This window comes from Geodermatophilus sp. SYSU D00663 (genome assembly GCF_054050655.1).
In genome coordinates this window covers 83930-107469 of record NZ_JBJGZT010000004.1, presented here as the reverse complement: position 1 = coordinate 107469, position 23540 = coordinate 83930, and the positions used below count along the sequence as shown (strand labels likewise).

Genomic DNA, 23540 nt, shown 5'->3' with positions numbered 1-23540 from the left:
CCGGAGCGGACAGGAGCACCATGGCCGAGCAGTTGCGTCCCGACATCGCCGCCGCGGCGGCGCGCATGTCGTCGACGATGGGCAGGAAGAAGGAGATCCGCGGGCTCGCCGCCCACCTGTGGCCGGGTGAGCGCGTCGAAGCCCTCGCTCCCGCCGTCCTCGGGACCAGCCAGGGTCTGCTCGCGCTCACGGACCGCCGCGTCCTCTTCGTCCGCGACGGGTGGGGTGGCTCGAGCATCGACGAGTACCCCCTGCTGCGCCTCGGCTCGATCCTGTGGGACGCCGGTGTCCTGACGGGGAAGCTGACCGTGCAGGACGGCGGCCGCAAGGTCACCTACACGTCCGTGCCGAAGGCGGACGGCGGCCCCTTCGTGGACCAGGTCCGCGCCGCGGTCAGTGCGCTGCTGGTGCCGCCGGCGCAGGCGGCTCCGGCGGACCCGTTCGTCAAGCAGGCGCCCGCCCCGGCTCCGCAGCCGGGCCCTGCCGGTGACGGCGGCTTCCCCGCGGTCGTCGAGCAGTTGCGCCAGCTGGCCGAGCTGCGGGACGCGGGCGTCATCACCATCGCGGACTTCGAGGCCAAGAAGGCCGAACTCCTGGCGCGGATCTGACGTCGTGACCGACAGCGTCATCTCCGTCGTCCGGTCGGACGGCCCGGTCACCCGGCGGGAGCGCCGGCGGCAGTCGGACTTCCGCGAGCAGGTGCTCGGCCTGCCGGCCGGCACGTGGAAGGGCCGGCCGCTCGGGAACCACCTCCGCGAGGAGCACGGCGACCGCAACTTCCTCTCACCCGAGGCAGCGCGGTACGCGCGCGCACGCGCCGAGGTCGTGCGCGACGAGGGCGGTCAGCTCGAGCGCTCGCGGCTGTTCACCAACATGCTCAGCTCGATGCCGCTGGCGTTCAGCGTCTTCGGGCACCTGCGCGCCCACCGTGAGGCAGCCGCGATCGTGATCGGCCGTCTCCTGGACCTGCCGGTGACGGGACTCGAGCGGGTGGACGTCGGCGACCGCGTCATCGACGGCATCGAGTGCGAGTGGGCGCCGGCCCCGCGCGAGCACCTGGGGGACGGGTCTGCCTTCGACGCCGTGCTGTCGGCCCGGCTGGCCGACGGCCGGAGCCTGCTCGTCGCCGTCGAGACCAAGTACGTGGACGGCTTCAGCCGGGACCCCGGTCCGGAGAAGGACGGGCGGCGCCGGGAGAAGGACGCCAACTACCGCCGGCACTGCGAGCGGTTCGGCATGGCCGACGGCGCCTTCGACTGCCTCGGCGAGTACCCGACCCGGCAGCTGCTGCGGAACGTGCTGCTCACCGAGAGCGTGCGCCGCGGCGGTTCCGCGAGTGGTCCGGAGTGGGACGCGGCGGTGACCCTGGTCCTCGCTCGGGACGACGACGAGGGCGCCCGCGAGGTGGTGCGCCGGCTCGATGCCGACCGCGGTGCCCTGCCGACGCACGTGCTCTTCCGCGGACACGGCGACCTCGCGGACGCCGCGGCGGCGGTGCCGGAGTTCGAGGACTGGGCAGCGCTCTTCCGCCGCCGCTACCTGCCCTGAGTCAGGCGGCAGGAGAGAGCAGTGGCGCCGGGGTGGTGATCGCAGTGCCGTCCGGTCGGTAGGTGCGCCATCGGCCGTCCGGTTGTCGTTCCACCCGGAAGCCGTGGTGGACCTTGGTGTGGTGGCGCTCGCACAGCAGCGCTGCGTTGTCGAGGCTGGTGTCGCCGCCGTCGATCCAGTGGACCAGGTGGTGCACGTCGCACCACCACGTCGGCGCCCCGCAGCCGGTGAACACGCACCCGCCGTCGCGCAGCTCGGCCGCCTTGCGGATGTGGCGGCTCATCAGCCGCCGCTCCCGGCCCAGGTCCAGCGGTGCGCCGTCGGGGCCGAACACCACGCGGGACACCGCGCCGTCGCAGGCCAGCCAGCGGGCTCTCGCGGCGGAGATGGTGGCGCCGAAGCCCATCCGCCCGGCGTTCGGCCGCCCGGCCGGATCGACCAGGTCCGCCAGGTCCACGACGACGGCGACCTGCGGCCTGTGCCCCCGCAGCGTCGGCAGGGACCCGGCGGCCAGGGCGTTGTCGGCGACCTGCACCAGCGCGTCGCCGAGGCGCTGGGCGCGGCTGCGCTCATCGCCGGCGGGGCGGTCGGCCTGCACGTGCGCCTCCAGTGCCGTCTGCAGCCTCTCCCCGCCCACGGCGTCCAGGTGCCCGCGGATGGTGAGGGAGCCGTCGGCGTGCCGGGCCAGCGTCAACGACCGCCCCTCGGTGGGGTCGGGCTCCGGGCCGTCCGGGTCGAGGGCGTTGCAGTAGTGCTGCACCACCGCGACGAGGTCGGCGTGCGGCTGCTCGATCGCCACGCCGGTGAACGCCGCGTCGATCACCGCCAGGTCCACGCCCTGCTCGACGGCGGAGGCCAGCCGCTCGGGAGTCACCGCCTCGGCCGCCTTCGCCATCTGCTCCGACGTCGCCAGTCCGGCGTCGTGTGCCTCGGCCAGCGCCGGGAGGTGCTCCAGCGCCCGCCCGGTGCGCACCAGCCGCGCGGCGGCGGCACCGGAGAGCCGGCAGTGCCCGCGCAGCCACGACGCCATCGACGTCAGGCCGTCCCGCTCCGGCGCCTGGGACAGCTCCGCGGCCCGGACCGCGCGGGCCAGCCGGGCGTCGATCCGGTTGCGCTCGGCGACCAGCGCGGCGACGTCGTCGAGGACGTCACCGCTCCCCGGCTCTTTCGCAGCACGAATCCCCAGGTCAGGTGCCTGACAGTGGCGGCTGACCGCCGACGACACCCGCCACCACGGCGGCCGCCGCGTGGCCGGTCCGGACGGCGTCCAGCACGGGCACGCCCGCGCGCCAGCCGGTCAGCAGCCCGGCCGCGAACGCGTCCCCGCAGCCTGTCGTGTCGCGCGGTCCGCCCGCCGGCAGCGGCTCCACCGGGACCTCCACCGTGCCCGCCGCTGTGACGACCCGGGTCGGCCGGGCGCCGGCGTGCACCAGCACCAGCGGCGGCGCCCAGGCGGGCAGGGCGCCGTCCAGGCCCAGGGCCGTGGCCTCCGCGGCGTTGCAGCAGAGCACGTCCGGACGCAGCCCGGCGATCAGCTCCACGTAGCCATCGGCACCGTGTCGCTCGATCCGGGCGGCCGCGGCGACGTCCGCGCTCACCGGCACGCCGAGGTCGTGCGCCGTGCCGGCCGCGGCCCGCACCGCATCGGGGAAGCGCAGCAGGTCGTAGCCGTCGAGGTGGACGACGGCGGCGCCGGCGAACCACTCCGGCCGGACGTCGGCCGGCTCCAGGCCGCCCTCGCCGCGGTCGGTCAGCACCGTGCGCTCGCCGTCGGGGTGCACGAGCACCGTCGACAGCGGCGCGCGCCCGCGGCGGACCACCGCGAGCTCGACGCCCCTCCGAGCGAGACCGGCCAGCAGCCCGTCGGCCAGCGGGTCGGCGCCGGCCCAGCCCGCGAACCGCGCCGGCGCACCCAGGCGGGCCACGCCGGCGGTGACGTTGGCGGGGGCGCCGCCGGCCGTCGTCGTCCGCTCGACCCGCTGCTGGCCGCCGGCCACCAGCGGCGCGGACAGCTCGAGCAGCTGGTCGGCGACGAGCTTGCCCACCGCCACCACCGGCCCGGGGCCGGCCGGCCGCGGCCAGGCGGGATCGCCGGCGGACACCACCCGAGGACGGGTCGGTGCCCCCGGCCGGGTGAGCCGGCCGGGGACACCGTTCCGCGCGTCAGGCGACGCGGCGCGCGCCCACGTACTCCGGCATCGAGTCCAGGCTCACGACGGCCACCGGCTTGCCGGCGGTCGAGGCGTGGACCATCTGGCCGTTGCCGATGTACATGCCCACGTGCGACACGGGGCTGTAGAAGAACACCAGGTCGCCCGGCTGCAGGTCGGCCTTCGCCACCGGGGTGCCGAACGTCGACTGGGCCTTCGAGGTGCGCGGGATCGAGACGCCCGCCGCCTGGTAGCTGTAGCTGGTCAGGCCCGAGCAGTCGAACGAGTTCGGGCCGGTGGCGCCGTACACGTACGGGTCACCGACCTGGGCCAGGGCGGTGTCGACGGCGGTCTGGGCCGCGCCGTTGGGAGCGGCCGCGGGTGCGGCGGCGACCGTCGCGGTACCCCCGTCGCCCGCGGCGGCCGACGCCGGGAGAGGTGAGAGGGCGATGCCGGCTCCGGCGATGGCCGCGACGGCGATGCCGCGGAACGAACGACGGGCGGTGGACGTGCGTGCAGTCGTCATCGACGACGGTTCTCCTGTTCTCCGCGACCGCCTACCGGGTTAGCTGACGGGTTCGGGCGGAGGAGTCGCCCGGCGCGACGGAGCGCGCTTCACCCCAGTGCTCACGTGGGTCCCCGGTCCGGGCGCCGGCCGGCTGCCGGCCGCCTGGTTCGGCGTGTCCGGCGGGTGTCACACGGGAGGTGACTGAGGGCCGGCCGGACCGCGACGACGGTAGGGAGGGGTGTTGCAGCGTTCAACCGGATCGCATCCGCGCCACGCCCGGACGCGAGCCGCGGACTTGACGCGGGCCGCGGATCCGAATCGCCCGTCCCACCAGCGCAGGAGCCGTTCCCTCCGCCGCTCGACCTCCGACACGCAGGCGCCGACACGCCGGGGCGGACGAGAAAGGGCGCAGCGGTGCGTCCGCACAGCGCGTCAGCGGCCCACCACGACGGGAGCGGGGAAGCCACGGGGATCGCGACGGTTGCGCCGCCCGTTGACGGGGCACCGGAACCAGCAGTCGAGAGGAGGGAGTCCCCCCATGGGCATGATGAGGAACCTGATCGCCTCGGGCGTCGCCGCCAAGGTCGTCCAGGAGCTCCGGAAGCCGCAGAACCAGGCCAAGATCAAGCAGTTCATCCGCGACTTCCAGGCCAAGAACGCGAAGGGCGGCAAGGGTCAGGCCGGTCGCGGCTACTGACCTGCGAGCGCGACCGCGGCCCCCGTCCCCCACCCGGGACGGGGGCCGCGGCGTGTCCGGGGGGACCGGCGAGGCGACCGGGGCACTTCGTGACCGTCCCGCTACGACGCCGTGCCAGACGTCCCGGGGAGCACCGTCCAGCCGTGGCACGCTCCCGCGGTTCCTCCCGCGACGGCGGTGCGACTGCACCCGCCGCGGGTCCCTCCAGCACGACGGGGTGTCCCCATGACCCAACCGCCGCCCGGCCAGCCCTGGCAGCCGCCGCAGGGCCCCCTGCCCGGCTTCCTGCCCCCGCCTCCGGAGAAGAAGGAGACGCCGGTCTACCTGCGTCCCTGGTTCGCCGTCCTCGCGCTGGTCCTCGTCGTCGCAACCGTCGGCGCCGCGCTCGGCGGTGGCGACGACGAGACGGCGACCGCCGCCGCGAGCACCACGACGGTCACCGAGACCGTGACGGCGACCTCCAGCCCCCAGCCGGCCGTCCCGCCCGTCTCCAGCGCACCGCCGCCGGCCGTCGTGCCGAGCACCAGCGCCGCCCCGAGCACCCCGGCCCCGACCACGCCGGCCGCGCCGGTGGTCGACTTCGCCATGCCGTCGGTGGTCGGGATGACCCTGCAGGACGCCCAGGACCTGATCCAGGCCAACGGCGTCTTCCTCAGCCTGTCCCACGACCTGCTCGGCACCCGCAACCAGGTGCTCGACGCCAACTGGAGGGTCTGCACGCAGAACGTCCCGGCCGGCCAGCGGGTCACCGGCGCGGCGGAGGGGACGATCGACCTCGGCGTCGTGAAGCTCGAGGAGAGCTGCCCCTGACCACCCGTCGCGGGGCGGACGCCGACCGCCCGAGCCGTGTCCGGGGCGGCGGGCCGGGTACCCCGTGCCCCGACCGGGGTGAGCCCAGCCGTCCGGTCGGAGCACGGCTGAGGAGGTCCGCGATGACCCAGGGTCCGCCGAACGGCGGCTCGGACGGCCGCACCGACGACCACGTGCTGCCCGGTGAGCACCCCGACGAGAACGGCGTCGCCGACGACGCTCCCGAGCAGGGACCCCGCGCTGCCCAGGGACCCATGGGCAGCGGGGACCGCCCCGGCTTCCCCGGCGCCGCCGAGGGCACCGGGATGGGCCAGGCGGAGGACTGACCGGCGCGCGCCCGCGCTCCGGCTCCACCGTGGGGCGGAGCACGGGCACGCTCCGCCCTAGGCCCGCGCGGCCGTCGCGGGGGGACCCAGCGGCACCGGGTCGGGGCCGGCGACGATGCGTGCGGTCACCGTGCCGATCCGCTCGACCGTCACCGCGACCTCCACGCCCGGCCGCAGCCACGGGTGCTGGTCCTCGCCGTGCAGCGACCGCAGCTCCAGCAGGCACCCGGTGCCGACCGTGCCGCTGCCGACGACGTCACCGGGCCGCAGCTCGGTGCCGCGCGAGGCGTAGGCGAGCATCTGCCCGAACGACCAGTGGATGTCAGCCCAGCTGCCGCCGCCCTGCTCGACGCCGTCGACCGCGGCCGCCATGCGCAGCGCGTAGCCGGCGCCGGAGCGGTACGGCTCGAGCTCGTCGGGCGTGACCAGGACCGGGCCGAGCGTCGTCGCGCCGTCCTTGCCCTTGGCCGGGCCGAGGCCGACCTGGGACTCCACGCCCTGCACGTCGCGGGCGCTCCAGTCGACGAACACCGTGTAGCCGGTGATCGCGGCCTCGGCCTGCTCCGGCGTGAGGTCCGACCCGCCCCGGCCGACGACCGCGGCGACCTCCACCTCGTAGTCGAACGCCGCCGAGCCGGGGGAGACGGGCACCGGCTCGCCGGTCCCGCGCACCGCCGCGGGGTTGGTGAAGTAGAAGACCGGCTGCTGGAACCAGACCGGCGAGACCTCCCGGCCGAACGCGGCGGCGGCGTTGCGCGCGTGCTGCTCGAAGGACAGGAAGTCGCGGACCGACGGTGGCCGCGGCACCGGCGCGCGCAGCACCAGCCCGTCCTCCGGCACCACCTCGGCCGGGGTGCGCTCCGCCGCCGCGGCGAGGTCGGGCAGCAGGTCGACCAGCGCGGCGTCGAACCCGTGCACCTGCCCGTCGCGCAGCAGCCCGGCCCGCTCCGCGCCGTCGGACGGCGAGACGTAGGTGACCCAGCGCATCAGCTCTCCTCCCTCACGCCCGGCAGCCGATGGGGCCGCCGTGGAACGCCACCATGTCCGGCCAGATCCCGGTCAGCGGCAGCCGCTCGCCCGGCGGCCGGCCGTCGAGCTCGGCGTAGGCGCGGTGCAGGTTGCCCACCAGCCGCTCGGACTCCTGCCACCCGGCGTAGGGGTTGTCCGCGTGCCGGCGGGCGGTCTCCAGCGGCGACCACCCGGCCGCGTGCCCCTCGCGCGCGGTCGCGTCGACGAAGGCGGCGTAGCCGGCGAGGTCGTCGAGCAGCCGGGGGACCTCGTCGCCGCGGCACACCGGGCCGTGCCCGGGCACCAGCACGTCGGGCTGCAGCGCGCGCAGCGCCTCGACCGCCCGCGGGTAGCCGGCGACGCTGCCCTCGGCGAGGAACGGCTGGCCGCCGGCGAAGGCGACGTCGCCGGCGAAGGCCACCCGCTGCGCCGGCAGCCACACGACGACGTCGCCGCGGGTGTGCGCAGGCCCCACCGCGTGCAGCTCCACCGCCCGCTCGCCGAGGTGCAGGGTCAGCGCGCCGGTGAACGTGAGGTCGGGCGGGCGCACCTCCAGGTGCCCGTAGTCCGGGCCGGTGAGCACCTGCGCGGCCAGCAGCCCGGCGGCGAGCTGGTCCTCCCTCGCGTGCACGTGCCCGACGACCGGGGTGTCGGCGGGGACCAGCCAGTTGCCGAAGGTGTGGTCGCCGTGGTGGTGGGTGTTCACCAGCGCCCGCAGCCGGCCCGGCGCCACCGACGCGACGGCGGCCAGCAGCGCGCGGTTGCGGGCCTCGGTCGAGGTGGTGTCCACCATCAGCCCCGTGCCGTCGTCGCCGGTGACGACGCCGGTGTTGTTGATCATCCAGCTGCCGTCGGGCTGCACGTAGGCGAAGACGCCCGGTGCCACCTCCTGCAGCGCGGCGGCCTCGATCGACGTCGTCACGCCGTCACTCTGCTGGAGCCCAGGTGGCACCGAAAGTCGGCAGGCTCCTCGGCCGGCGTGCTCGTGCTCTGCCCCCGACCGGGGGCAGAGCACGAGCGGGCGCGGGACCTCAGTCGCCCTTGACGTTCACCACCTGGCGCAGCGTGTGCCGGACCTCGACCAGGTCGGCGGCGTCGGCCATGACGACGTCGATGCTCTTGTACGCCTCGGGGTGCTCGTCGAGGAAGGCGTCCGAGCGGCCCCAGGCGATGCCGGTCATCCGCCGGTCGAGGTCGGCCCGGCTGAACCGCTTGCGCGCGGCCGACCGGGAGAACGCCCGCCCGGCACCGTGCGGCGCCGAGGTCAGCGACGCGGCGTCGCCCTTGCCGACGACGACGTAGGACGCCGCGCCCATCGACCCCGGGATGAGCCCCCACTGGCCCCGGCGCGCCGCGATCGCGCCCTTGCGGGACAGCCACACCTGGCGGCCGTAGTGGGTCTCCCGCTCGGTGTAGTTGTGGTGGCACTGGACCACCTGCTCGCGCCGGACCTCCTCGGTCAGGCCCTGTCCACTCATGAACCGGGACACCTGGTCGGCGACGCGGTCCATCATCTCCTCGCGGTTGAGCGCGGCGAACCGCTGCGCCCAGCGCAGTGCCTCGATGTACGCGTCGAACTCCGGCTCGCCCTCCTCCAGGTAGGCGAGGTCGCGGTCGGGGACGACGACGCCGCGGGCCCGGGTGCGCTCCTGCGCCACCCGGATGTGCTTCGACGCCAGCTTGTTGCCGACGCCTCGCGAGCCCGAGTGCAGGAACAGCCACACCCGGTCGGCCTCGTCGAGGGACACCTCGATGAAGTGGTTGCCCGAGCCGAGCGAGCCCAGCTGCAGCGGCCAGTCGCGCACGACGCCGTCGGCCTGGTCCGCGCCCGGGAGTGCGCGGAGCTCCTCGACCCGCGGCGCGGCCGTGTCGCGGAGCCTGCGGTTGTAGCGGCCGGCCGACAGCGGGATCGCCCGCGAGATCTGCTCGTGCAGCGTGGCCAGGTTGCGGCCGCGGACGTCGTCGCCGGTGAACTGGGTGCGCACGGCCATCATCCCGCAGCCGATGTCCACCCCGACCGCCGCCGGGATGATCGCCCCGTCGGTCGGGATGACCGAGCCGACGGTCGCGCCCAGACCCAGGTGGGCATCGGGCATGAGCGCAACGTGCGGGTGGATGAACGGGAGCGAGGCGGTGCGCTCGGCCTGCTCGCGGGTCGCGTCCTCGAGGATCGACGCCCAGCTGAGCAGGCGTTCGCTGATCTCCTCCATCGTCCCTTCTCTTCTGTGGGTGCGGGGCCCGGTCCCCGCGGCGTCGTGGTGGGCCGGGGCAGTCAACGCGCTCGGCTCGCGCGCCGCGACCGCATTACCCGGGGACCCCGCGGCGGGGAACTCCCTCGGCTTCCGGGCGGCGCGGCACTAGCCTCGGCACCCTCGCGCGACCACCTCGCCGTGGCGCGCGGCGGCCCCCGTCCGCGCCGCGGTGCCCGTCCACCGACCGAGGGGAGACCGACATGACGACGACACTCAGCGCCGCCGAGCTGGCCGAGCGGTACCAGCGCGGCTGGAGCGACCACGACGGCGACGCGGTCGCCGCCTGCTTCGCCGACGACGGGACCTACGTCGACCCCTCACTGCCCGGACCCCTGCCGAGGACCGCGATCGCCGGGTACGTAAACGGCCTGGTCTCGGCCTTCCCCGACCTGGTGCTCACCGTCGAGGACCAGGTCAGCGAGGGATCCCGGGTGTACTTCAGCTGGCGCCTGCAGGGCACCAACAGCGGCGTGCTGCCGGGACTGCCGGCGCCGACCCAGCGCCGGTGCGACGTCCCGGGGGTCGATCTGATCGAGGTCGGGCCGGACGGCATCACGCGGGTCGTCGGCTACTTCGACCAGAAGGGCTTCTTCGAGCAGCTGGGCCTGCGGGTGGACGTCGTCCCCGGCTGAGCCGTGGGACCCCGGCGTGCCGTTTCCGTTCCGCGGGGCCCGGGCAGCCCTCGTGCGACCGCTGGACCCGACAGTGAGGACGCCCGCGATGCAGGTCGGACTGAAGCTCGCCACCGAGGCCTTCCCGCCCGAGGAGGTCGTCCGCCAGACGGTGCGGGCCGAGGAGGCGGGCTTCGACTTCGTCGAGATGAGCGACCACTACCACCCGTGGCTCGACGTCCAGGGGCACAGCGGCTTCACCTGGTCGATGCTCGGCGCGATGGCCGCGAAGACCGAGCGGATCGGCCTGGTCACCGGCGTGACCTGCCCGATCATCCGGTACCACCCGGCGGTCATCGCCCAGGCCGCGGCCACCGTGCAGATCCTCGCCGAGGGCCGGTTCACCCTCGGCATCGGCGCCGGTGAGCGGCTCAACGAGCACGTCGTCGGCACCGGCTGGCCGGCGGTGCACGTGCGGCACGAGATGCTCCGCGAGGCGCTGCAGATCATCCGGCAGCTCTGGCAGGGCGGCTACCAGACCTTCGAGGGCAGGTACCTGCAGCTCGAGGACGCCCGGGTGTTCGACCTGCCCGACGAGCTCCCGGTCATCGCGGTCGCCAGCGGCGGGCACAACGCGTCGGAGCTGGCCGCCCAGTACGGCGACGGGCTGTTCGCCACCGAGCCGCGCGAGGACCTCGTCGGCGCCTTCCGCGACGCCGGCGGCAAGGGCCCGCTCTACGCCGAGGTGCCGATGGCGTGGGCGCAGGACGAGCAGTCCGCCGTCGAGGAGGCGCTGAGGACCAGCCGCTGGGCGCTCACCGGCTGGAAGGTCATGAGCGAGCTGCCCAACCCGGTCAACTTCGACGCCGCCAGTCAGACGGTGAGGGAGGACGACATCCGGGGGCAGTTCTCCGTCGGGCCGGACCCGGAGAAGCACCTGCAGCAGGCGCAGCCCTACGTCGACGCCGGCTTCGACCACCTCGTCCTGCAGAACGTCGGCCCGGACCCCGACGGGTTCATCGACGCCTGCGCCGGCGGGCTCATCGAGCGGGTCAAGGAGCTCAAGCCCTCGGCGTGACGGCTCTCGTCAGGACGCCGTCCCTGCCGGGTTCCGCAACGGACCTGCCAGGGTGCGCGGCGGGCGGGGGAGGAGCGGACGGACGGCGGCACACTCGCCGACCGTGACCGCATCCCTCCCCGCCCTGCCCGACACCGCCGCCTGCCGCCTCGCGCGGGAGGTGGCGGAGCAGTTCAGCTCACCGGCGCTGGTGAACCACTGCCTGCGCTCCTACCTGTGGGCCGCCGACCACGCCGCCCGGCACGGCATCGCGTTCGACGAGGAGCTGCTGTTCGTCGCGGCGATGGTGCACGACATCGGGCTGGTGCCGGTCTTCGACAGCGCGACCGTGCCGTTCGAGGAGGCCGGCGGGGCGGTCGGCTGGGTGTTCGCCGCGGGGGCGGGCTGGCCGGCCGCGCGGCGGCGCCGGGTCGCGGAGGTCGTCGTCGCGCACATGGCGCCGGAGGTCGACGTCGCCGCCGACCCCGAGGGACACCTGCTGGAGCTGGCCACCGGCCTCGACATCTCCGGCCGCGACCCGGACGCCTGGCCCGCCGGCCTGCGCGCCGCCGTCCTCGCGGAGTACCCGCGGCTGGGCCTCATCGGCGAGTTCGTCGCCTGCTTCGAGGACCAGGCCCGCCGCAAGCCGGACTCGCCGGCCGGCCGGTTCTCGGCGAACGGCTTCGCCGCCCGCGCCCGGGCCAACCCGCTCGACAGGTAGTCGCCCTCCGGCCGCCTGCAGGGGCCCGCCGCGAGCCTGCGAGCGGTGGGGGGCAGGGGGTCCTTCGTCAGCTGCGGTCGAGCAGGCGCAGCGACGGGCGGCTGCTCAGCCGCTTCTCCAGGCTGACGCAGTGCCGGCCGTCGGGGTCGAGGCGGAAGTCCAGCCGGTCGACCAGCGCCTGCATGAGCGTGAGCCCCGCGCCGCGCTCGCCGTCGAGGCCGGCCCGGGTGGCCGCCTCCTCGGGGTCGAAGCCGGTGCCGTCGTCGACGACGGTGATCCGGCACAGCGCCCGGTCGATCTCCACCGACACCTGGTACTCGGCGTGGTCGCCGGCGTGCTGGACGACGTTCGCGCAGGCCTCGGTGAGCGCGAGCGTCGTCTCCTCGACGACGGCCTGCTCGATCCGCAGGTGCTCGAGCGCCTGCCGGCACAGGCCGCGGACGAAGGGCACGCTGTCCACGTCGACGGGCAGCCGGACGGTGAACGCGATGTCCATGCCGAGCCCCTCCCGTGACGGCGCGTACGCTCCTCGGGTCCGTTCCGGGTACCGAGGGAGCCTGATCGTGCTGTTCGCCGTCGACCGCGTGGCGGTGAACGGGCGGCCCGCGCTGAGGGTACGCGGTGAACTCGACATCGCCACGGTGGCGCTCCTCGCCGCGTACGTCGACGACGAGCTGGCCGCCCACCCGCGATCCCTGGTCATCGACCTGACCGCCACCGTCTTCATGGACTCCTCCGGGGCCCGGCAGCTGGTCCGTGCCGCCAAGCAGGCCGCCGCGGCCGGGACCGCGCTGCAGGTCGTCTGCCCGCGGGACAACCAGCCGGTGCGCCTGGTCATCGACCTGCTGGACCTGTCCCGCCTGGTGCCGGTCGTGGAGTCGGCGAGCCTGTCCGACGGGGAGGTCGGGTCGTAGGGTCGGCCGCGATGAGCGCCGCCCCGACCCTCCCGTCCCCGGCTCCCGACCCGCTCCGCCGTGTGGTCGACGACGAGGCGCTCGCCCGCTGCGCCGAGGAGCCGATCGCCGTCCCCGGCGCGATCCAGCCGCACGGCGCGCTGCTCGCCGTCACCGAGCCCGACCTCGCCGTCGTCGTCGCCTCGGCCAACGCCGCCGCCGTCCTCGGCACCGACCCCACCGGCCGCACGCTGGCCGACCTGCTGACCCCCGCCGAGCTCGACCGGCTGCGGGCGGCGCTGGCCGCGGACCTCGCCGAGGCCGACCCGCTGCGGGTGGCGCCCGCCGGCACCGAGCTGGACCTGGTGCTGTCCCGCAGCGGCGACCTGCTGGTCACCGAGTGGGAGCCGGTCGCCGGCGCCGGGCAGGCCGGCGCGGCCTGGCACCGGCGGCTGCCGACCGTGCTGCAGCGGCTGTCCGCGCCGACGTCGCTGGAGGGGCTGACCGCCGTCCTGGCCCGCGAGGTGCGGGCGCTGACCGGCTTCGACCGGGTGATGGTCTACCGCTTCGACGCCGAGTGGAACGGCGAGGTGGTCGCCGAGGACCGGCGGGCGGACCTCGAGCCCTTCCTCGGCCTGCACTACCCGGCCGGTGACATCCCCGCCCAGGCCCGCGCCCTCTACGCCACCAACTGGATGCGGCTGATCCCCGACGCCACCTACACGCCGGTCCCGCTGGAGCCGCCGCTGGTGCCGGGGACGGGGCGGCCGCTGGACCTGTCCGGCGCGGTGCTGCGCAGCGTCTCGCCGGTGCACCTGGAGTACCTGGCCAACATGGGCGTCACCGCGTCGATGTCGGTGTCGCTCATCGACCGCGGGAAGCTCTGGGGACTCGTCGCCTGCCACGGCTACAGCGGCGCCCACCGCCCCTCCTACGCCGACCGCACCGCCGCGGAGTTCCTCGGCCGCACCGCCTCGCTGCTGCTGCACACCACCGTCGAGGCCGGCGAGCGCGACCGGGTGGTCGCCGTCGCGCAACGGGAGGCGGAGCTGGTGGCCGCGATCGGCCGCACGCCGCGCACGCCCGCGGCCGCGCTCGTGGACGGGGACCTCACCGCGCTGGACCTGCTGCCCGCCGCCGGCGCCGCGATCCGCCTCGACGGGCGGCTGCACCTGCTCGGGCGCACCCCGCCGGCCGACCGGGTCGCTGCCGTCGTCCCCGCGGTGCTGCGGGCCGGCGGCGCGACCGACCGGCTCACCCTCGCGTTGCCCGGCTTCGACGATCTCGCCGACGACGCCAGCGGCGTGCTCGCCGTCGAGGTCGGCGGCGGGCGCGGCGACTTCCTGGCCTGGTTCCGCCCCGAGACCCCGCGCGAGGTCAGCTGGGGCGGTGACCCGCACACGTCGAAGGTCACCGACGGGCGGCTGTCCCCGCGCCGGTCGTTCGCCCGCTGGACCGAGACCGTGCGCGGCACCGCCCGCCCGTGGCGCGAGCACGAGGTCGCCGCCGCCCGCGCGCTGGCCGGCCACCTCGGCGAGGCGCGGCTCGCCCGCGCCGGCGAGGACGACCGGCTCTCGGCCGCGCTGCAGCGCACCCTGTTGCTCGAGGAGCTGCCCAAGGTGCCCGGCGTCGCGCTCGGCGCGCGGTACCGGCCGAGCGAGGCCGACGTCGTCGGCGGCGACTGGTACGACCTGGTGCCGCTGCCCAGCGGCCGGCTGGCCGTGGTGCTCGGCGACGTCGCCGGGCACGGCCTGACCGCCGCGTCGGTGACCGCCCAGCTGCGGCACGCGCTGCGCGCCGCGCTGCTGCGCGACGAGGGCCCGGCCGCGGCGCTGGCCGAGCTCAACCGCCTGGTCGCCGCGCTGCTGCCGGGGGAGATGGCGACCGCCCTCGTCGTCCAGCTCGACCCGGCCGGCGGCGCGCTGGCGCTGGCCAACGCCGGGCACCTGCCCGCCGTGCACGCGCACGACGGCGCCGCGCGGCTGGTCACCGACGGCCGCGGGCCGGCGCTCGGCCTCCTCGACGACGCCGACTTCCCCGAGGTGGAGCTGCGGCTGGACCCCGGCGACCGGCTGCTGCTCTACAGCGACGGGCTGGTCGAGCGGCGCGACCGCCCGCTGCCCGAGGGCCTGGAGGCGGTGCGCGCGACGGTGGCGGGCCTGGCCGGGGAGCCGCAGGAGGTCGTGGACGGCGTCGTCGCGGCGCTGGACCCCGCGGGCACCGACGACGTCACCGTGGTGGGGCTGGCCCGGGTCTAGCCGGGGGCGCCGCCGCGGACGAGGTAGCGGTAGGCCGGGGAGTCCGGCGCCAGGTGCTGGATGCGCAGCGGGTTCGCGGCGATCCGGTCGAGCAGGCCGGGCAGCGCGGAGGCGGTGCCGAGCTCGATGCCGGTGAGCGCGGCGCCGGTCTCCCGCTCGTCCCGCTTGACGTACTCGAACAGCACGATGTCGTCGTCGGGACCGAGCACGTCGTCGAGGAAGCGGCGCAGCGCGCCGGGCTCCTGGGGGAACTCCACGAGGAAGTAGTGCTTGAGCCCCTGGTGCACCAGGGAGCGCTCGATGACCTCGGCGTACCGGCTGACGTCGTTGTTGCCGCCGGACAGCACGCAGACCACCGTCTGCCCCGGCTCGACCCGCACGGTGCCGCCGGTGAGCGCGGCGGAGGCCAGCGCGCCCGCGGGCTCGGCGATGATCCCGTCGACCTGGTACAGGTCGAGCATCTCGGTGCAGACCCGGCCCTCGGGGACGGCGACCAGCTCGGCGCCGCAGTCGCGCACCAGCGGGTGGGTGACCGCCCCGGCCCGCCGGACCGCGGCGCCGTCGACGAAGGTGTCGATCTCCGCCAGCTCGACCGGCCGCCCGGCGGCCAGGGCCGCGGCCATGCTCGCCGCGCCCGCCGGCTCCACCCCGACCACCCGGGTGCCGGGGGCGGCCTGCGCGAGCCAGGTACCGCAGCCGGCCAGCAGCCCGCCCCCTCCGAGCGGCAGGACGACGACGTCGGGCGCGCGGCCGCCGAGCTGGTCGAGCACCTCCACCGCGACGGTCGCCTGCCCGACGACGACCGGCCAGGCGTCGAACGCCGGGACCAGCGTGGCGCCGGTCGTGCGGGCGTGCGCCGCGGCGGCGGCCGCGGCGTCGTCGTAGGTGTCGCCGGTGACGACGAGCTCGACGGTGTCCCCGCCGAGGGCCTGGATGCGGGCGCGCTTCTGCCGCGGCGTCGTGCCGGGGACGAAGACCGCGCCGCGCACGCCGAGCGCCCGGCAGGCGTACGCGACGCCCTGGCCGTGGTTGCCGGCGCTCGCGCAGACCACGCCGGCGGCGCGGGCGGCGTCGTCGAGGCGGCTGATCGTGTTGTACGCGCCGCGGACCTTGTACGAGCGGCCGACCTGCAGGTCCTCCCGCTTGAGCCACACGTGGGCGCCGGTGAGTGCGGAGAGCCGCTCGTTGCGCTGCAGCGGCGTGCGCTCGGCGACCCCGGCCAGCCGCCCGACGGCGTCGCGCACGTCGGCGGCGAAGTCCCGGATCGCGGTCGCCTCGGTCGTCCCGGCGGTGCTCACGGTGCTCCATCCTCCCCGCAGCCGGGGTGCTCCTGCGGACGGTCGTGCTCTGCCTGCACCTGTGTGCAGAGCACGACCGCGTGGCGGAGAGGTCAGCGGGCGGTGAGCCGGCCGTCGTCGCCGGCGGTGACCCGCCCGGCGGCGGTGACGCGGGCCAGCGCCCGGGCCAGCAGCGGCGCCAGCGACGGCGTGCGGCGGCGGTAGCCGAACACCTCGCCGGTGCGCAGGAACAGCTCGTCCTGGGTCAGGCCGTCGGACGCGCGGCACAGGGCGACCATCGCGTTGCCGACCTCCTGCACCGGCACCTGCTCGAGCGGGCGCGCGGTGCTGGTGACCTGGCGGCGGAACGCGGTCCAGGTCTCCCGGTCCAGCGTCCCGGGCCAGACGACGTCGCCGTCGAGCGAGCCCTCGGGCAGCAGGGCCAGCAGCGCGTCGCGGCGGGCCTCGCTCACCCGGGTCAGCCCGAACGCGCCGGCGGCCAGCCGCGCGAGGCGGTCGCGGTGCACCGGCCCCTCCGCCTTGACCCCGGCGGTCAGGACGCGCCGCACGAGCCGGGCGTTGCGCGGGTCGGCCAGGTCGTCGAGGACCTTGCGGTCGCCCGCGGGCCTGGGCGCCCACGCGCGGAACCGCAGCTCCTGCGCGGGCTCCTCGACGGGGTCGGGGACGACGGTCAGCGGCACCGGGGTCACCGGCGTCGTCACCACCGGGGCCTCGACCGGCGCGTGCCGCGGCACCGGCAGCGCGGTGACCGCGGCCGACACCATCGAGCGCAGCGTCGGCAGCCCGCGGGACTCCGGCTCGGGGTCGGGCTGCGGCCCGGTCTCCGGCTCCGGCTCGGCGACGGGGAGCTCGACGACGGGGGCGGGGACGTCGTCCACCACGGTGAGGGCGGCGGCCGGGGGAGCGGGTGCCGGCTCGGGGACCGCGGCCACCGCCGCGACCAGGCGGTCGAGGACGGCGTCGCGGTCGCGCAGCCACGAGGGCAGCCACACCCGCTCGACGACGGGCCAGCCGAGCATCCCGGACAGCACCTCGACGGGGAGGCCGTCGCGGTCGCCGACGGTGCGGCGGCGCGCCCACTCGGGGCCGTCGAGCAGCACCGCCATGACCGGGCTGTCCGGCGTGGCGGCCCGGGCCACGGACAGGTCGACGCGGAACTCCGACAGGCCGACGTCGGTGCGCACCGCCAGCCCGCGCCTGCGCAGCGCCGCGGCGATCTCCTCGCGGTGCCGGTCGGGCACCGACGGCCGCCGGGCCTCGCGGGGCAGCGCGTCGGTGCCGAGCGCCGCCAGGTCGAGGTAGGCGCGCAGGTGCTTGATGCCCAGCGACGACGTCTGCTCCGCGCGCAGCGCCGACGGGTCGAAGGAGGAGAAGACGACGACCTGCCGCCGGGCGCGGGTGATCGCCACGTTGAGCCGGCGCTCGCCGCCCACCCGGTTGAGCGGGCCGAAGTTCAGCGGCAGCACGCCGCGGTCGTCGGGGCTGAAGCCGGTGGAGAACAGCACGACGTCGCGCTCGTCGCCCTGCACGTTCTCCAGGTTCTTGACGAACAGGCCCTCGCCGTCGGTGCGGTCCAGCGCCTCGGTCAGCCGCTCGTCGCCGGCGTCGCGCAGCAGCGACTCGATGTAGGCCCGCTGCTGGGTGTTGAAGGTGACCACGCCGATCGACGGCACCGCTGTGGCATCCCCGCCCGTACCCGCGTCGAACCGGCGGCGGACCTCGGCGACGACGGCCTTGGCCTCCATCGGGTTGGTGCGCAGCAGCCGGCCGGCGCCGGCGCGGTGGAAGGTGCCCTGCACGCGGACCAGCGAGATGCCGCGGCCGTCGACGTCGGGCGAGGGCCGCCCGTGGGTGGGCGCCGGGAACGACGACAGCCGGTTCTCGTAGTAGTGCGCGTTGCTGAACGCGATCAGCGACTCGTCCTGGCTGCGGTAGTGCCAGGACAGCCAGTGCCGCGGCACCCGCGCCTGCACGCACTCGGAGAGGATCGACTCCTCGTCCTCGACGGCGGTGCCGAGCAGCTCGGCGAGCTCGTCGTCGAGGACGGACACCGGCTCGGCGAACGACGTCGGCGGCATCTGCTCGCTGTCCCCGACGACCACGGCGGCCTTGGCCCGGCCGAGCGCGCCGACGGCGTCGGCGACGCGGATCTGCGAGGCCTCGTCGAAGACCACCAGGTCGAACAGCCCGGCCCGCGCGGGGAAGAACCGCGCCACCGAGTCGGGGCTGACCAGCACGCACGGCACGACCGCGGTGACCAGGTCGCCGTACTCGGCCAGCAGCGCGCGCACGCCCAGGCCCCGGCGGGAGCGGCCGAGCTCGCGCTGCAGGGCGCCGAGCCGGTCGTCGGCGGTGCCGTCAGAGGCGAGGCCGAGGTCCCGGCCGGCCAGCACCTCGGCCGGCAGCGCGGCGGCCAGGTGCCGGCGCACCGCGCGGGAGGCGGCGGTGAAGCGGGTGATCGCCTTGCCGTGCGCGGCCTCGTCGAAGCCGTCCAGCCCGGTGGCGGCGCGGCGCTCGGCCGACGACGCGGCGGCCAGGCCGTGCTCGAACGCGCGCGGGGCGTCCTCGGCGGGCAGCCGGCCCGACACCAGCGCGGCGCGGGCCTCGGTGAGCCCGGCGGCGCGCAGCGGCTCGAGGGTGTCGAGGAACTCCGCCCAGCGGCGCAGCGAGATCAGCCCGCTGTGCTCGACGCCGCGCTCGGGCCGGGTCATCGCCCAGCGCAGCACCACGCCGTCGTCACCGCACCAGGCGGCCAGCGCGGCCGGGGTGCTGGAGCAGACCCGCAGCAGCGCGTCGAGCCCGTCGCGCAGCCGGACGACGGCGGCGGCCGCGGCGGCGTCCGGCCCGGGCCCGGCGACGACGTAGCGGCGCAGCGCGACGGCGAACTCGCGGGCGCTGTCGACGACCGCGCCGGCGCGGCGCAGCCAGGCGACCTGCCCGTCGAGCAGCGTGGGCTCCAGCAGCGGGTTCCACCCGGCCGGCACCGACAGACCGGGGATGACCGAGGCGCGGGCGGCGATCCCGGTGGCGGCGGTCTGCAGCCGCCACAGCGAGGCGGTGAGCTCGGCGACGTCGCGGAGCTTGACCGTCACACCCGGGCGCAGCATCGGCGCGAGCTGCGCGCGCACCGCGCGCAGCCCCTGCCGGCGGGTCCACCAGCGGGCGGCCTGCGCGGTCTGGGCGGCGACGTAGAGGTCGGCCAGCGGCAGCGCCAGCGCCTCCGGGGTCGCGAGCTCCAGCCCCGGGTGGACCGCGGAGGTGAACGCGGCGACCTCGCCGAGCACCGTCGTCGTCGCGGTCGTCCAGCGCTCGGTGGGCACCTCGTCGAGGACGTCCATGCCGATCGTGGAGCCCACCGCCGGACCGGACAGCAGGTGGGCGAGGTCGTCGAGGTCGCCGGGGGTGCGCACCTCGCGCAGCGCCCGCGCCAGGTGCTCCTCGGCCGGCAGCGCCCGCATGGCGGCGTCGACCTCGGCGGCGGCGGCCTGGGCGGCGCGCAGGTCGACCCGCGCGGTGTCGACGAACGCCCACGGGTGCCGCGGCGAGGGGCGGACCAGGTCGGCGACGTCGGGCAGCAGCGCCAGCGCGCGGCGCACCTCGGCCAGCGTCGCCGCGGGCGCGGCGGCGGCGAAGGCCTGCGGCACCGGCAGCTGCGGGACGTCGTCGCCGAGCGCGAGCTGCGCCGTCCGCGCGGAGTAGTACGACAGCCCGGCCGCGTTCGGCGCGTGCAGCCTGTCGGCGTAGCGGGCCAGCGTGCGGCGGGCGGCGCGCAGGTCGTCGCCGTCGGCGGCCAGGCCCTGCTCGTCGACGGCGACGGCGTGGTCCAGCGCCGCGCGCACCCGGGCGCGGACCTCGGCGGCGCGGGCGCCCCGGTCGTGCAGGTCGAGGGCGAACGGGCCCATGCCGACCGCCTCGAGCCGCCGGGCGACGACGTCGAGCGCGGCCCGCTTCTCGGCGACGAACAGCACCCGCTTGCCGTCGGCGACCGCGCGGGTGAGCAGGTTGGTGATGGTCTGCGACTTGCCGGTGCCGGGCGGGCCCTCCAGCACGAACGTGCGCCCGGCGACGCCCTCGGCCACCGCGCGCAGCTGCGAGGCGTCGGCGGGGACGGGGCAGCGGGCGGCCAGCTCGTCGAGGTCGACGTCGGCGGCCGCCGCCGGCACCGGGTCGGCGAACGCCTCGGTCGGGGCGTGCACGAGGTGGTGCACCAGCGGGTTGGCGGTGAGCTCGGCCCAGTGCTCGTCGAGGTCGCGCCACAGCCGGTACTTGGCGAACTGCAGGACGGCGAGGTCGGCGGTCGCCTCGACGCGGAACGGCAGCCCGGCGTCGGCCAGCGCCTGGCGGACGGCGGTCAGCGCGGTGTCGACGTCGATGCCCTCGCCGTCCAGCCCCGGCACGGTCAGGCCGTGCACCTGGCGCAGCTTCTCCAGCAGGCACCAGTTGGGGCTGGCGGCGGAGGACTCGTCGGCGGTGAGCCGGTAGGCGCCGGTGCGGCCCGCGGGGGAGAGGACCACCGGCAGCAGCACCAGCGGCGAGCGCAGCGCCCGGCCGTCGAGCTCCCAGGCCAGGCTGCCGATCGCGACGTGGAGGTTGTTGGCGCCGGTCTCCTCGCGGACCGTCCGCGCCCGGTGCGCCAGCCCGCGCAGCCGGGGCAGGTAGCCGCCCTCGGTGACGTCGGCGTGCACCGCGCGGCGGTCCACCAGCGTCTCGCCGAGCAGGCCGACCGGCAGCTCGCGGGCCGAGCGCACGCCGCGCTCGACGTGCACGGCGGCCAGCCGGTCGCTGGGCAGCAGGGTGAGGGCGTCGTCGCCGGTGAGCAGGTCGGCGAGGCCGGCGAGGTAGGCGTCGGGGACGACCAGCGGCAGGCCGGCGCCCTCGGTGTAGTTGATCAGCCGGTTGCGCAGGCTGAGGTCGAGCAGGGCGTTCTTCCACTGCTGCACCCGCGGCGGCACGCCGGGGCGGCCGCCCGCGACCGGGGCGGCGTGCCGGCCGGCCGGGCGGGCGGCGGGGTCGTGCTCGGCCGCGCGGTACTCGATGACCTGCACCGAGCCGTCCGGGCCGCGGGTGCGGGCGGGCAGCGGCAGGATGCCGTCGCGGCGGGCGCGGTGGACGTCGGTGACGCCGACGACGCGGTCCAGGGTGCCGGGCAGCCAGGCGTCGTAGGCGGCGCGGTGCAGCCGGTCGGCGTCGGGCTCCTCGGCGCTGCGGCTGGTCAGCAGCGTCGTCTCCACCAGCCGCACCAGGCCGAGGTCGACCAGGTTGACCAGCGGCGCGACGTCGGTGGTGGCCGCGCTCTCCGCGGTGCGCTCCTCGCGCCAGTAGCCGAGGAAGGCGTGCCCCTCGGCCACCCACAGCAGCGGCCGCACACCGGCGGCCTCGAGCGCGGCGGCGAGCACGACGACGGTGTCCAGGCACGTGCCCACCCGGCCGTCGAGCACGTCGCCGGGGGTGCGCACCTTCTGGCCGATGTCGGCCCAGCTGGCCGGCGGCTCGCTGTAGCGGATGCCGCGGGCGCGCACGGCCGCGGCGATCGCGGCGACGATCTCGTCGACCCGCTCGGGACCGGCCTGGTAGCCCTGCACCGACGGGTCGTCGGTGCGCTCCTCGAGCACCGCGGCGGCCTCGGCCAGCAGCGCGGTCACCGCGGGGTGGTTGGGCAGGACGTGCGCGGCGAGCATCTCCAGCGCCAGCGGCACCGGGGTGGCCAGCCACTGGCTGGCGGCGAGCACCTGCACCGGGACGGCGGTGCCGGCGACGTCCACGCCGTCGACGGCGACGTCGATCTCGATCGACCCCGGCCGCTGCTCCTCGATCTGCAGCATCGCGGCGGGGTCCATGACCAGGCCGACGTCGCTGAGCACGGTCGTGGTGCCGGCGTCGAGGTCGACCAGCAGCTCGACCGGGCTGCCGATGGGGCCCTCGGCGTCCTGGACGCCCAGGCGCACGGTGGCGCCGCGGACCGCCGCGCCGTGGTTGGTGAACGCCAGCCGCGACACGACCGGCACCCGGTTGTGCGCGAGGGCGTAGGAGAGCACCGGCGTGCTGGTGGCCGAGATCGCCACGGCAGCCCGGACCCCGTCGTGCGGATGCGGGCGGGTGTCCGTGGTGCTCATGGCGTCCTGTCTACCGGCCCGGACGGACCGGTCCGGTCATCCGCGTGGAGCGTCTGGGGCGGGTGTGACGGGAGCGCCGAGACGTTGCCGGGCGGGCACGGGGGAGCGGGTCGGTGGCCGGAACCGGGTCGTCCCGTCCGTACGTTCGGCCGGGTGCGCACCGCTCCCGAGCCCCCGCCCGACGGCCCGTCCGGCGGTCTGCTGGACGGGCTCTCCGACGGGCTCGACACGGACCGGCTGCCCACCTCCTCGCGGCACCGGGCGGCGCGGCCGCCGTCGCGCCGGCGGTGGCTCGCGGTGCTCGGTGCACTCGCGGTGCTGCTCGCCGTCAGCGGCCTGGCGGTACTGGTCGCGCCGGCCGTGAGCGGGACGGCGGTGGACGCGGCGCCGCCCGTCGTGCGGACGGCCGCGCCGAGCGACCCCGTCGCGCGCCCCGCGTCGCCGCACCCGTCGTCGGCCGCGCCCCCGCCGTCCCCGACCTCCCCGGCCGCCGCCCCGGAGGGAGTCGCCGGGGTGCCGGCCGCCGTCCCGGCGGCGACGCCCGCTCCGACGACGGCCGCGCCCGTCCCGACCGCGGAGCCCCCGGTCCCCTGCGACGACCCGCCCGGCCGGGGCCAGGACGGCCGCGGCAACGGCCGCGGCAACGGCGACCGGGGACCGCGCTGCCCGTGACAGGCTGAGCCGGTGCCGAGACGGAGCGCGGGGGTCCTGCTGTACCGGCGCGCGCCGCACGTGGAGGTGCTGCTCGGTCACATGGGCGGGCCGTTCTGGGCGAGGAAGGACGACGGCGCCTGGTCGTTCCCGAAGGGCGAGTACGCCGACGGCGAGGACCCGCTCGCGGTCGCGCACCGCGAGTTCGAGGAGGAGCTCGGCAGCCCGGTGCCGGCGACGTCGCTGGTGCCGCTCGGTGAGCTGCGGACCAGCGGCAAGGTCCTCACCGTGTGGGCCGGCGAGGGCGATCTCGACGCGGACGCCGCCGTCAGCAACACGTTCACGATCGAGTGGCCGCCGCGGTCGGGGCGGCTGCAGGAGTTCCCCGAGATCGACCGCGCCGCCTGGTTCGGCGTCGACGAGGCGCGGGCCAAGCTGGTGAAGGGCCAGGTGCCCTACCTCGACCGGCTGCTGGACCTGCTCGCCGGCTGACCCTCGCGCCGCTCGTCGACCTGCTGCTGCCTCCGGCCCGCCGAGGCAGCAGCAGGTCGACACCCGGCGACGGGACGGCGGTCGCCCGCGCTCGTTCCGCTCGACCGGATCCGCCAGGGCGATCGGGAGACCACCTGCGGCTCCCAC

21 protein-coding genes and 1 riboswitch are annotated in these 23540 nt (G+C 76.4%); of the genes, 12 read left to right on the top strand and 9 right to left on the bottom strand.

Annotated elements, in window-relative coordinates:
- The first annotated feature begins 20 nt into the window (after nucleotides 1–20).
- Both ACI79Z_RS04780 and ACI79Z_RS04775 read left to right on the top strand, forming a co-directional pair.
- On the top strand, nucleotides 21–608 hold the full coding sequence (locus ACI79Z_RS04780) for an SHOCT domain-containing protein (RefSeq protein ID WP_456901854.1): 588 nt from the start codon (nucleotides 21–23) through the stop codon (nucleotides 606–608).
- A 4-nt stretch (nucleotides 609–612) separates the two neighbouring features.
- Nucleotides 613–1548 (top strand): PGN_0703 family putative restriction endonuclease, encoded by a 936-nt coding sequence (locus ACI79Z_RS04775; protein ID WP_456901853.1) that lies wholly within the window; start codon nucleotides 613–615, stop codon nucleotides 1546–1548.
- A gap of 1 nt (nucleotide 1549) precedes the next feature.
- Here ACI79Z_RS04775 and ACI79Z_RS04770 read toward each other — a convergent pair whose 3' ends face one another.
- The 3 genes from ACI79Z_RS04770 to ACI79Z_RS04760 all read right to left on the bottom strand — a co-directional run bounded on the left by ACI79Z_RS04770 (nucleotide 1550) and on the right by ACI79Z_RS04760 (nucleotide 4224).
- Nucleotides 1550–2773 (bottom strand): DUF222 domain-containing protein, encoded by a 1224-nt coding sequence (locus tag ACI79Z_RS04770; RefSeq protein ID WP_456901852.1) that lies wholly within the window; start codon nucleotides 2771–2773, stop codon nucleotides 1550–1552.
- The gene (locus ACI79Z_RS04765; protein WP_456901851.1) at nucleotides 2736–3650 is read right to left on the bottom strand and encodes a carbohydrate kinase family protein; all 915 of its coding nucleotides are present in this window, start codon (nucleotides 3648–3650) and stop codon (nucleotides 2736–2738) included. The genes ACI79Z_RS04770 and ACI79Z_RS04765 overlap by 38 nt, the downstream gene beginning before the upstream one ends.
- A gap of 61 nt (nucleotides 3651–3711) precedes the next feature.
- On the bottom strand, nucleotides 3712–4224 hold the full coding sequence (locus ACI79Z_RS04760; protein ID WP_387988785.1) for a C40 family peptidase: 513 nt from the start codon (nucleotides 4222–4224) through the stop codon (nucleotides 3712–3714).
- Nucleotides 4225–4257: 33 nt separating this feature from the next.
- Nucleotides 4258–4342, bottom strand: a riboswitch (cyclic di-AMP (ydaO/yuaA leader).
- A gap of 402 nt (nucleotides 4343–4744) precedes the next feature.
- On the opposite strand from ACI79Z_RS04760, the gene ACI79Z_RS04755 reads away from it, so the two are divergent.
- From ACI79Z_RS04755 to ACI79Z_RS04745, 3 genes are all read left to right on the top strand, one after another.
- The gene (locus ACI79Z_RS04755) at nucleotides 4745–4903 is read left to right on the top strand and encodes a hypothetical protein (protein ID WP_387988786.1); all 159 of its coding nucleotides are present in this window, start codon (nucleotides 4745–4747) and stop codon (nucleotides 4901–4903) included.
- A gap of 225 nt (nucleotides 4904–5128) precedes the next feature.
- A complete protein-coding gene (locus ACI79Z_RS04750) occupies nucleotides 5129–5713 on the top strand; it encodes a PASTA domain-containing protein (RefSeq protein ID WP_456901850.1) in 585 nt (194 codons plus the stop codon).
- 122 nt (nucleotides 5714–5835) lie between these two features.
- Nucleotides 5836–6039 (top strand): hypothetical protein, encoded by a 204-nt coding sequence (locus ACI79Z_RS04745; protein ID WP_387988788.1) that lies wholly within the window; start codon nucleotides 5836–5838, stop codon nucleotides 6037–6039.
- Nucleotides 6040–6096: 57 nt separating this feature from the next.
- Here the strand turns inward: ACI79Z_RS04745 and ACI79Z_RS04740 are convergent, their stop codons facing one another.
- The 3 genes from ACI79Z_RS04740 to ACI79Z_RS04730 all read right to left on the bottom strand — a co-directional run bounded on the left by ACI79Z_RS04740 (nucleotide 6097) and on the right by ACI79Z_RS04730 (nucleotide 9257).
- Nucleotides 6097–7026 (bottom strand): fumarylacetoacetate hydrolase family protein, encoded by a 930-nt coding sequence (locus tag ACI79Z_RS04740; protein WP_456901849.1) that lies wholly within the window; start codon nucleotides 7024–7026, stop codon nucleotides 6097–6099.
- 13 nt (nucleotides 7027–7039) lie between these two features.
- On the bottom strand, nucleotides 7040–7969 hold the full coding sequence (locus ACI79Z_RS04735; RefSeq protein ID WP_456901848.1) for an MBL fold metallo-hydrolase: 930 nt from the start codon (nucleotides 7967–7969) through the stop codon (nucleotides 7040–7042).
- A gap of 109 nt (nucleotides 7970–8078) precedes the next feature.
- On the bottom strand, nucleotides 8079–9257 hold the full coding sequence (locus tag ACI79Z_RS04730) for an RtcB family protein (protein ID WP_387988791.1): 1179 nt from the start codon (nucleotides 9255–9257) through the stop codon (nucleotides 8079–8081).
- Between the two features lie 242 nt (nucleotides 9258–9499).
- On the opposite strand from ACI79Z_RS04730, the gene ACI79Z_RS04725 reads away from it, so the two are divergent.
- The 3 genes from ACI79Z_RS04725 to ACI79Z_RS04715 all read left to right on the top strand — a co-directional run bounded on the left by ACI79Z_RS04725 (nucleotide 9500) and on the right by ACI79Z_RS04715 (nucleotide 11688).
- Complete coding sequence (locus tag ACI79Z_RS04725) at nucleotides 9500–9931, top strand: ester cyclase (protein WP_387988792.1); 432 nt, start codon at nucleotides 9500–9502, stop codon at nucleotides 9929–9931.
- 88 nt (nucleotides 9932–10019) lie between these two features.
- Entirely contained in the window at nucleotides 10020–10988 is a 969-nt protein-coding gene (locus tag ACI79Z_RS04720; protein WP_387988793.1) for a TIGR03557 family F420-dependent LLM class oxidoreductase, read from the top strand.
- 103 nt (nucleotides 10989–11091) lie between these two features.
- Nucleotides 11092–11688: an HD domain-containing protein gene (locus tag ACI79Z_RS04715; protein ID WP_387988794.1), complete on the top strand. Its 597-nt coding sequence runs from the start codon at nucleotides 11092–11094 to the stop codon at nucleotides 11686–11688.
- Nucleotides 11689–11755: 67 nt separating this feature from the next.
- On the opposite strand, the gene ACI79Z_RS04710 is transcribed toward ACI79Z_RS04715, so the two are convergent.
- On the bottom strand, nucleotides 11756–12184 hold the full coding sequence (locus ACI79Z_RS04710) for an ATP-binding protein (protein WP_387988795.1): 429 nt from the start codon (nucleotides 12182–12184) through the stop codon (nucleotides 11756–11758).
- Between the two features lie 67 nt (nucleotides 12185–12251).
- Here ACI79Z_RS04710 and ACI79Z_RS04705 point away from each other — a divergent pair, with 67 nt between their 5' ends.
- Both ACI79Z_RS04705 and ACI79Z_RS04700 read left to right on the top strand, forming a co-directional pair.
- Complete coding sequence (locus tag ACI79Z_RS04705) at nucleotides 12252–12602, top strand: STAS domain-containing protein (protein WP_456901847.1); 351 nt, start codon at nucleotides 12252–12254, stop codon at nucleotides 12600–12602.
- Between the two features lie 11 nt (nucleotides 12603–12613).
- The gene (locus ACI79Z_RS04700) at nucleotides 12614–14839 is read left to right on the top strand and encodes a SpoIIE family protein phosphatase (protein WP_456901846.1); all 2226 of its coding nucleotides are present in this window, start codon (nucleotides 12614–12616) and stop codon (nucleotides 14837–14839) included.
- Here the strand turns inward: ACI79Z_RS04700 and ilvA are convergent.
- Nucleotides 14836–16137, bottom strand: a complete 1302-nt coding sequence (ilvA, locus tag ACI79Z_RS04695; RefSeq protein WP_387988798.1) for a threonine ammonia-lyase IlvA — start codon at nucleotides 16135–16137, stop codon at nucleotides 14836–14838. The two genes, ACI79Z_RS04700 and ilvA, sit on opposite strands and share 4 nt — an antisense overlap.
- A gap of 92 nt (nucleotides 16138–16229) precedes the next feature.
- Entirely contained in the window at nucleotides 16230–22250 is a 6021-nt protein-coding gene (locus tag ACI79Z_RS04690) for a DUF3320 domain-containing protein (protein ID WP_456901845.1), read from the bottom strand.
- Nucleotides 22251–22403: 153 nt separating this feature from the next.
- On the opposite strand from ACI79Z_RS04690, the gene ACI79Z_RS04685 reads away from it, so the two are divergent.
- Nucleotides 22404–22922, top strand: coding sequence for a hypothetical protein (locus tag ACI79Z_RS04685; protein WP_456901844.1), 519 nt, complete (start codon nucleotides 22404–22406; stop codon nucleotides 22920–22922).
- A 12-nt stretch (nucleotides 22923–22934) separates the two neighbouring features.
- Entirely contained in the window at nucleotides 22935–23393 is a 459-nt protein-coding gene (locus tag ACI79Z_RS04680; RefSeq protein ID WP_456901843.1) for an NUDIX domain-containing protein, read from the top strand.
- Nucleotides 23394–23540 lie beyond the last annotated feature (147 nt).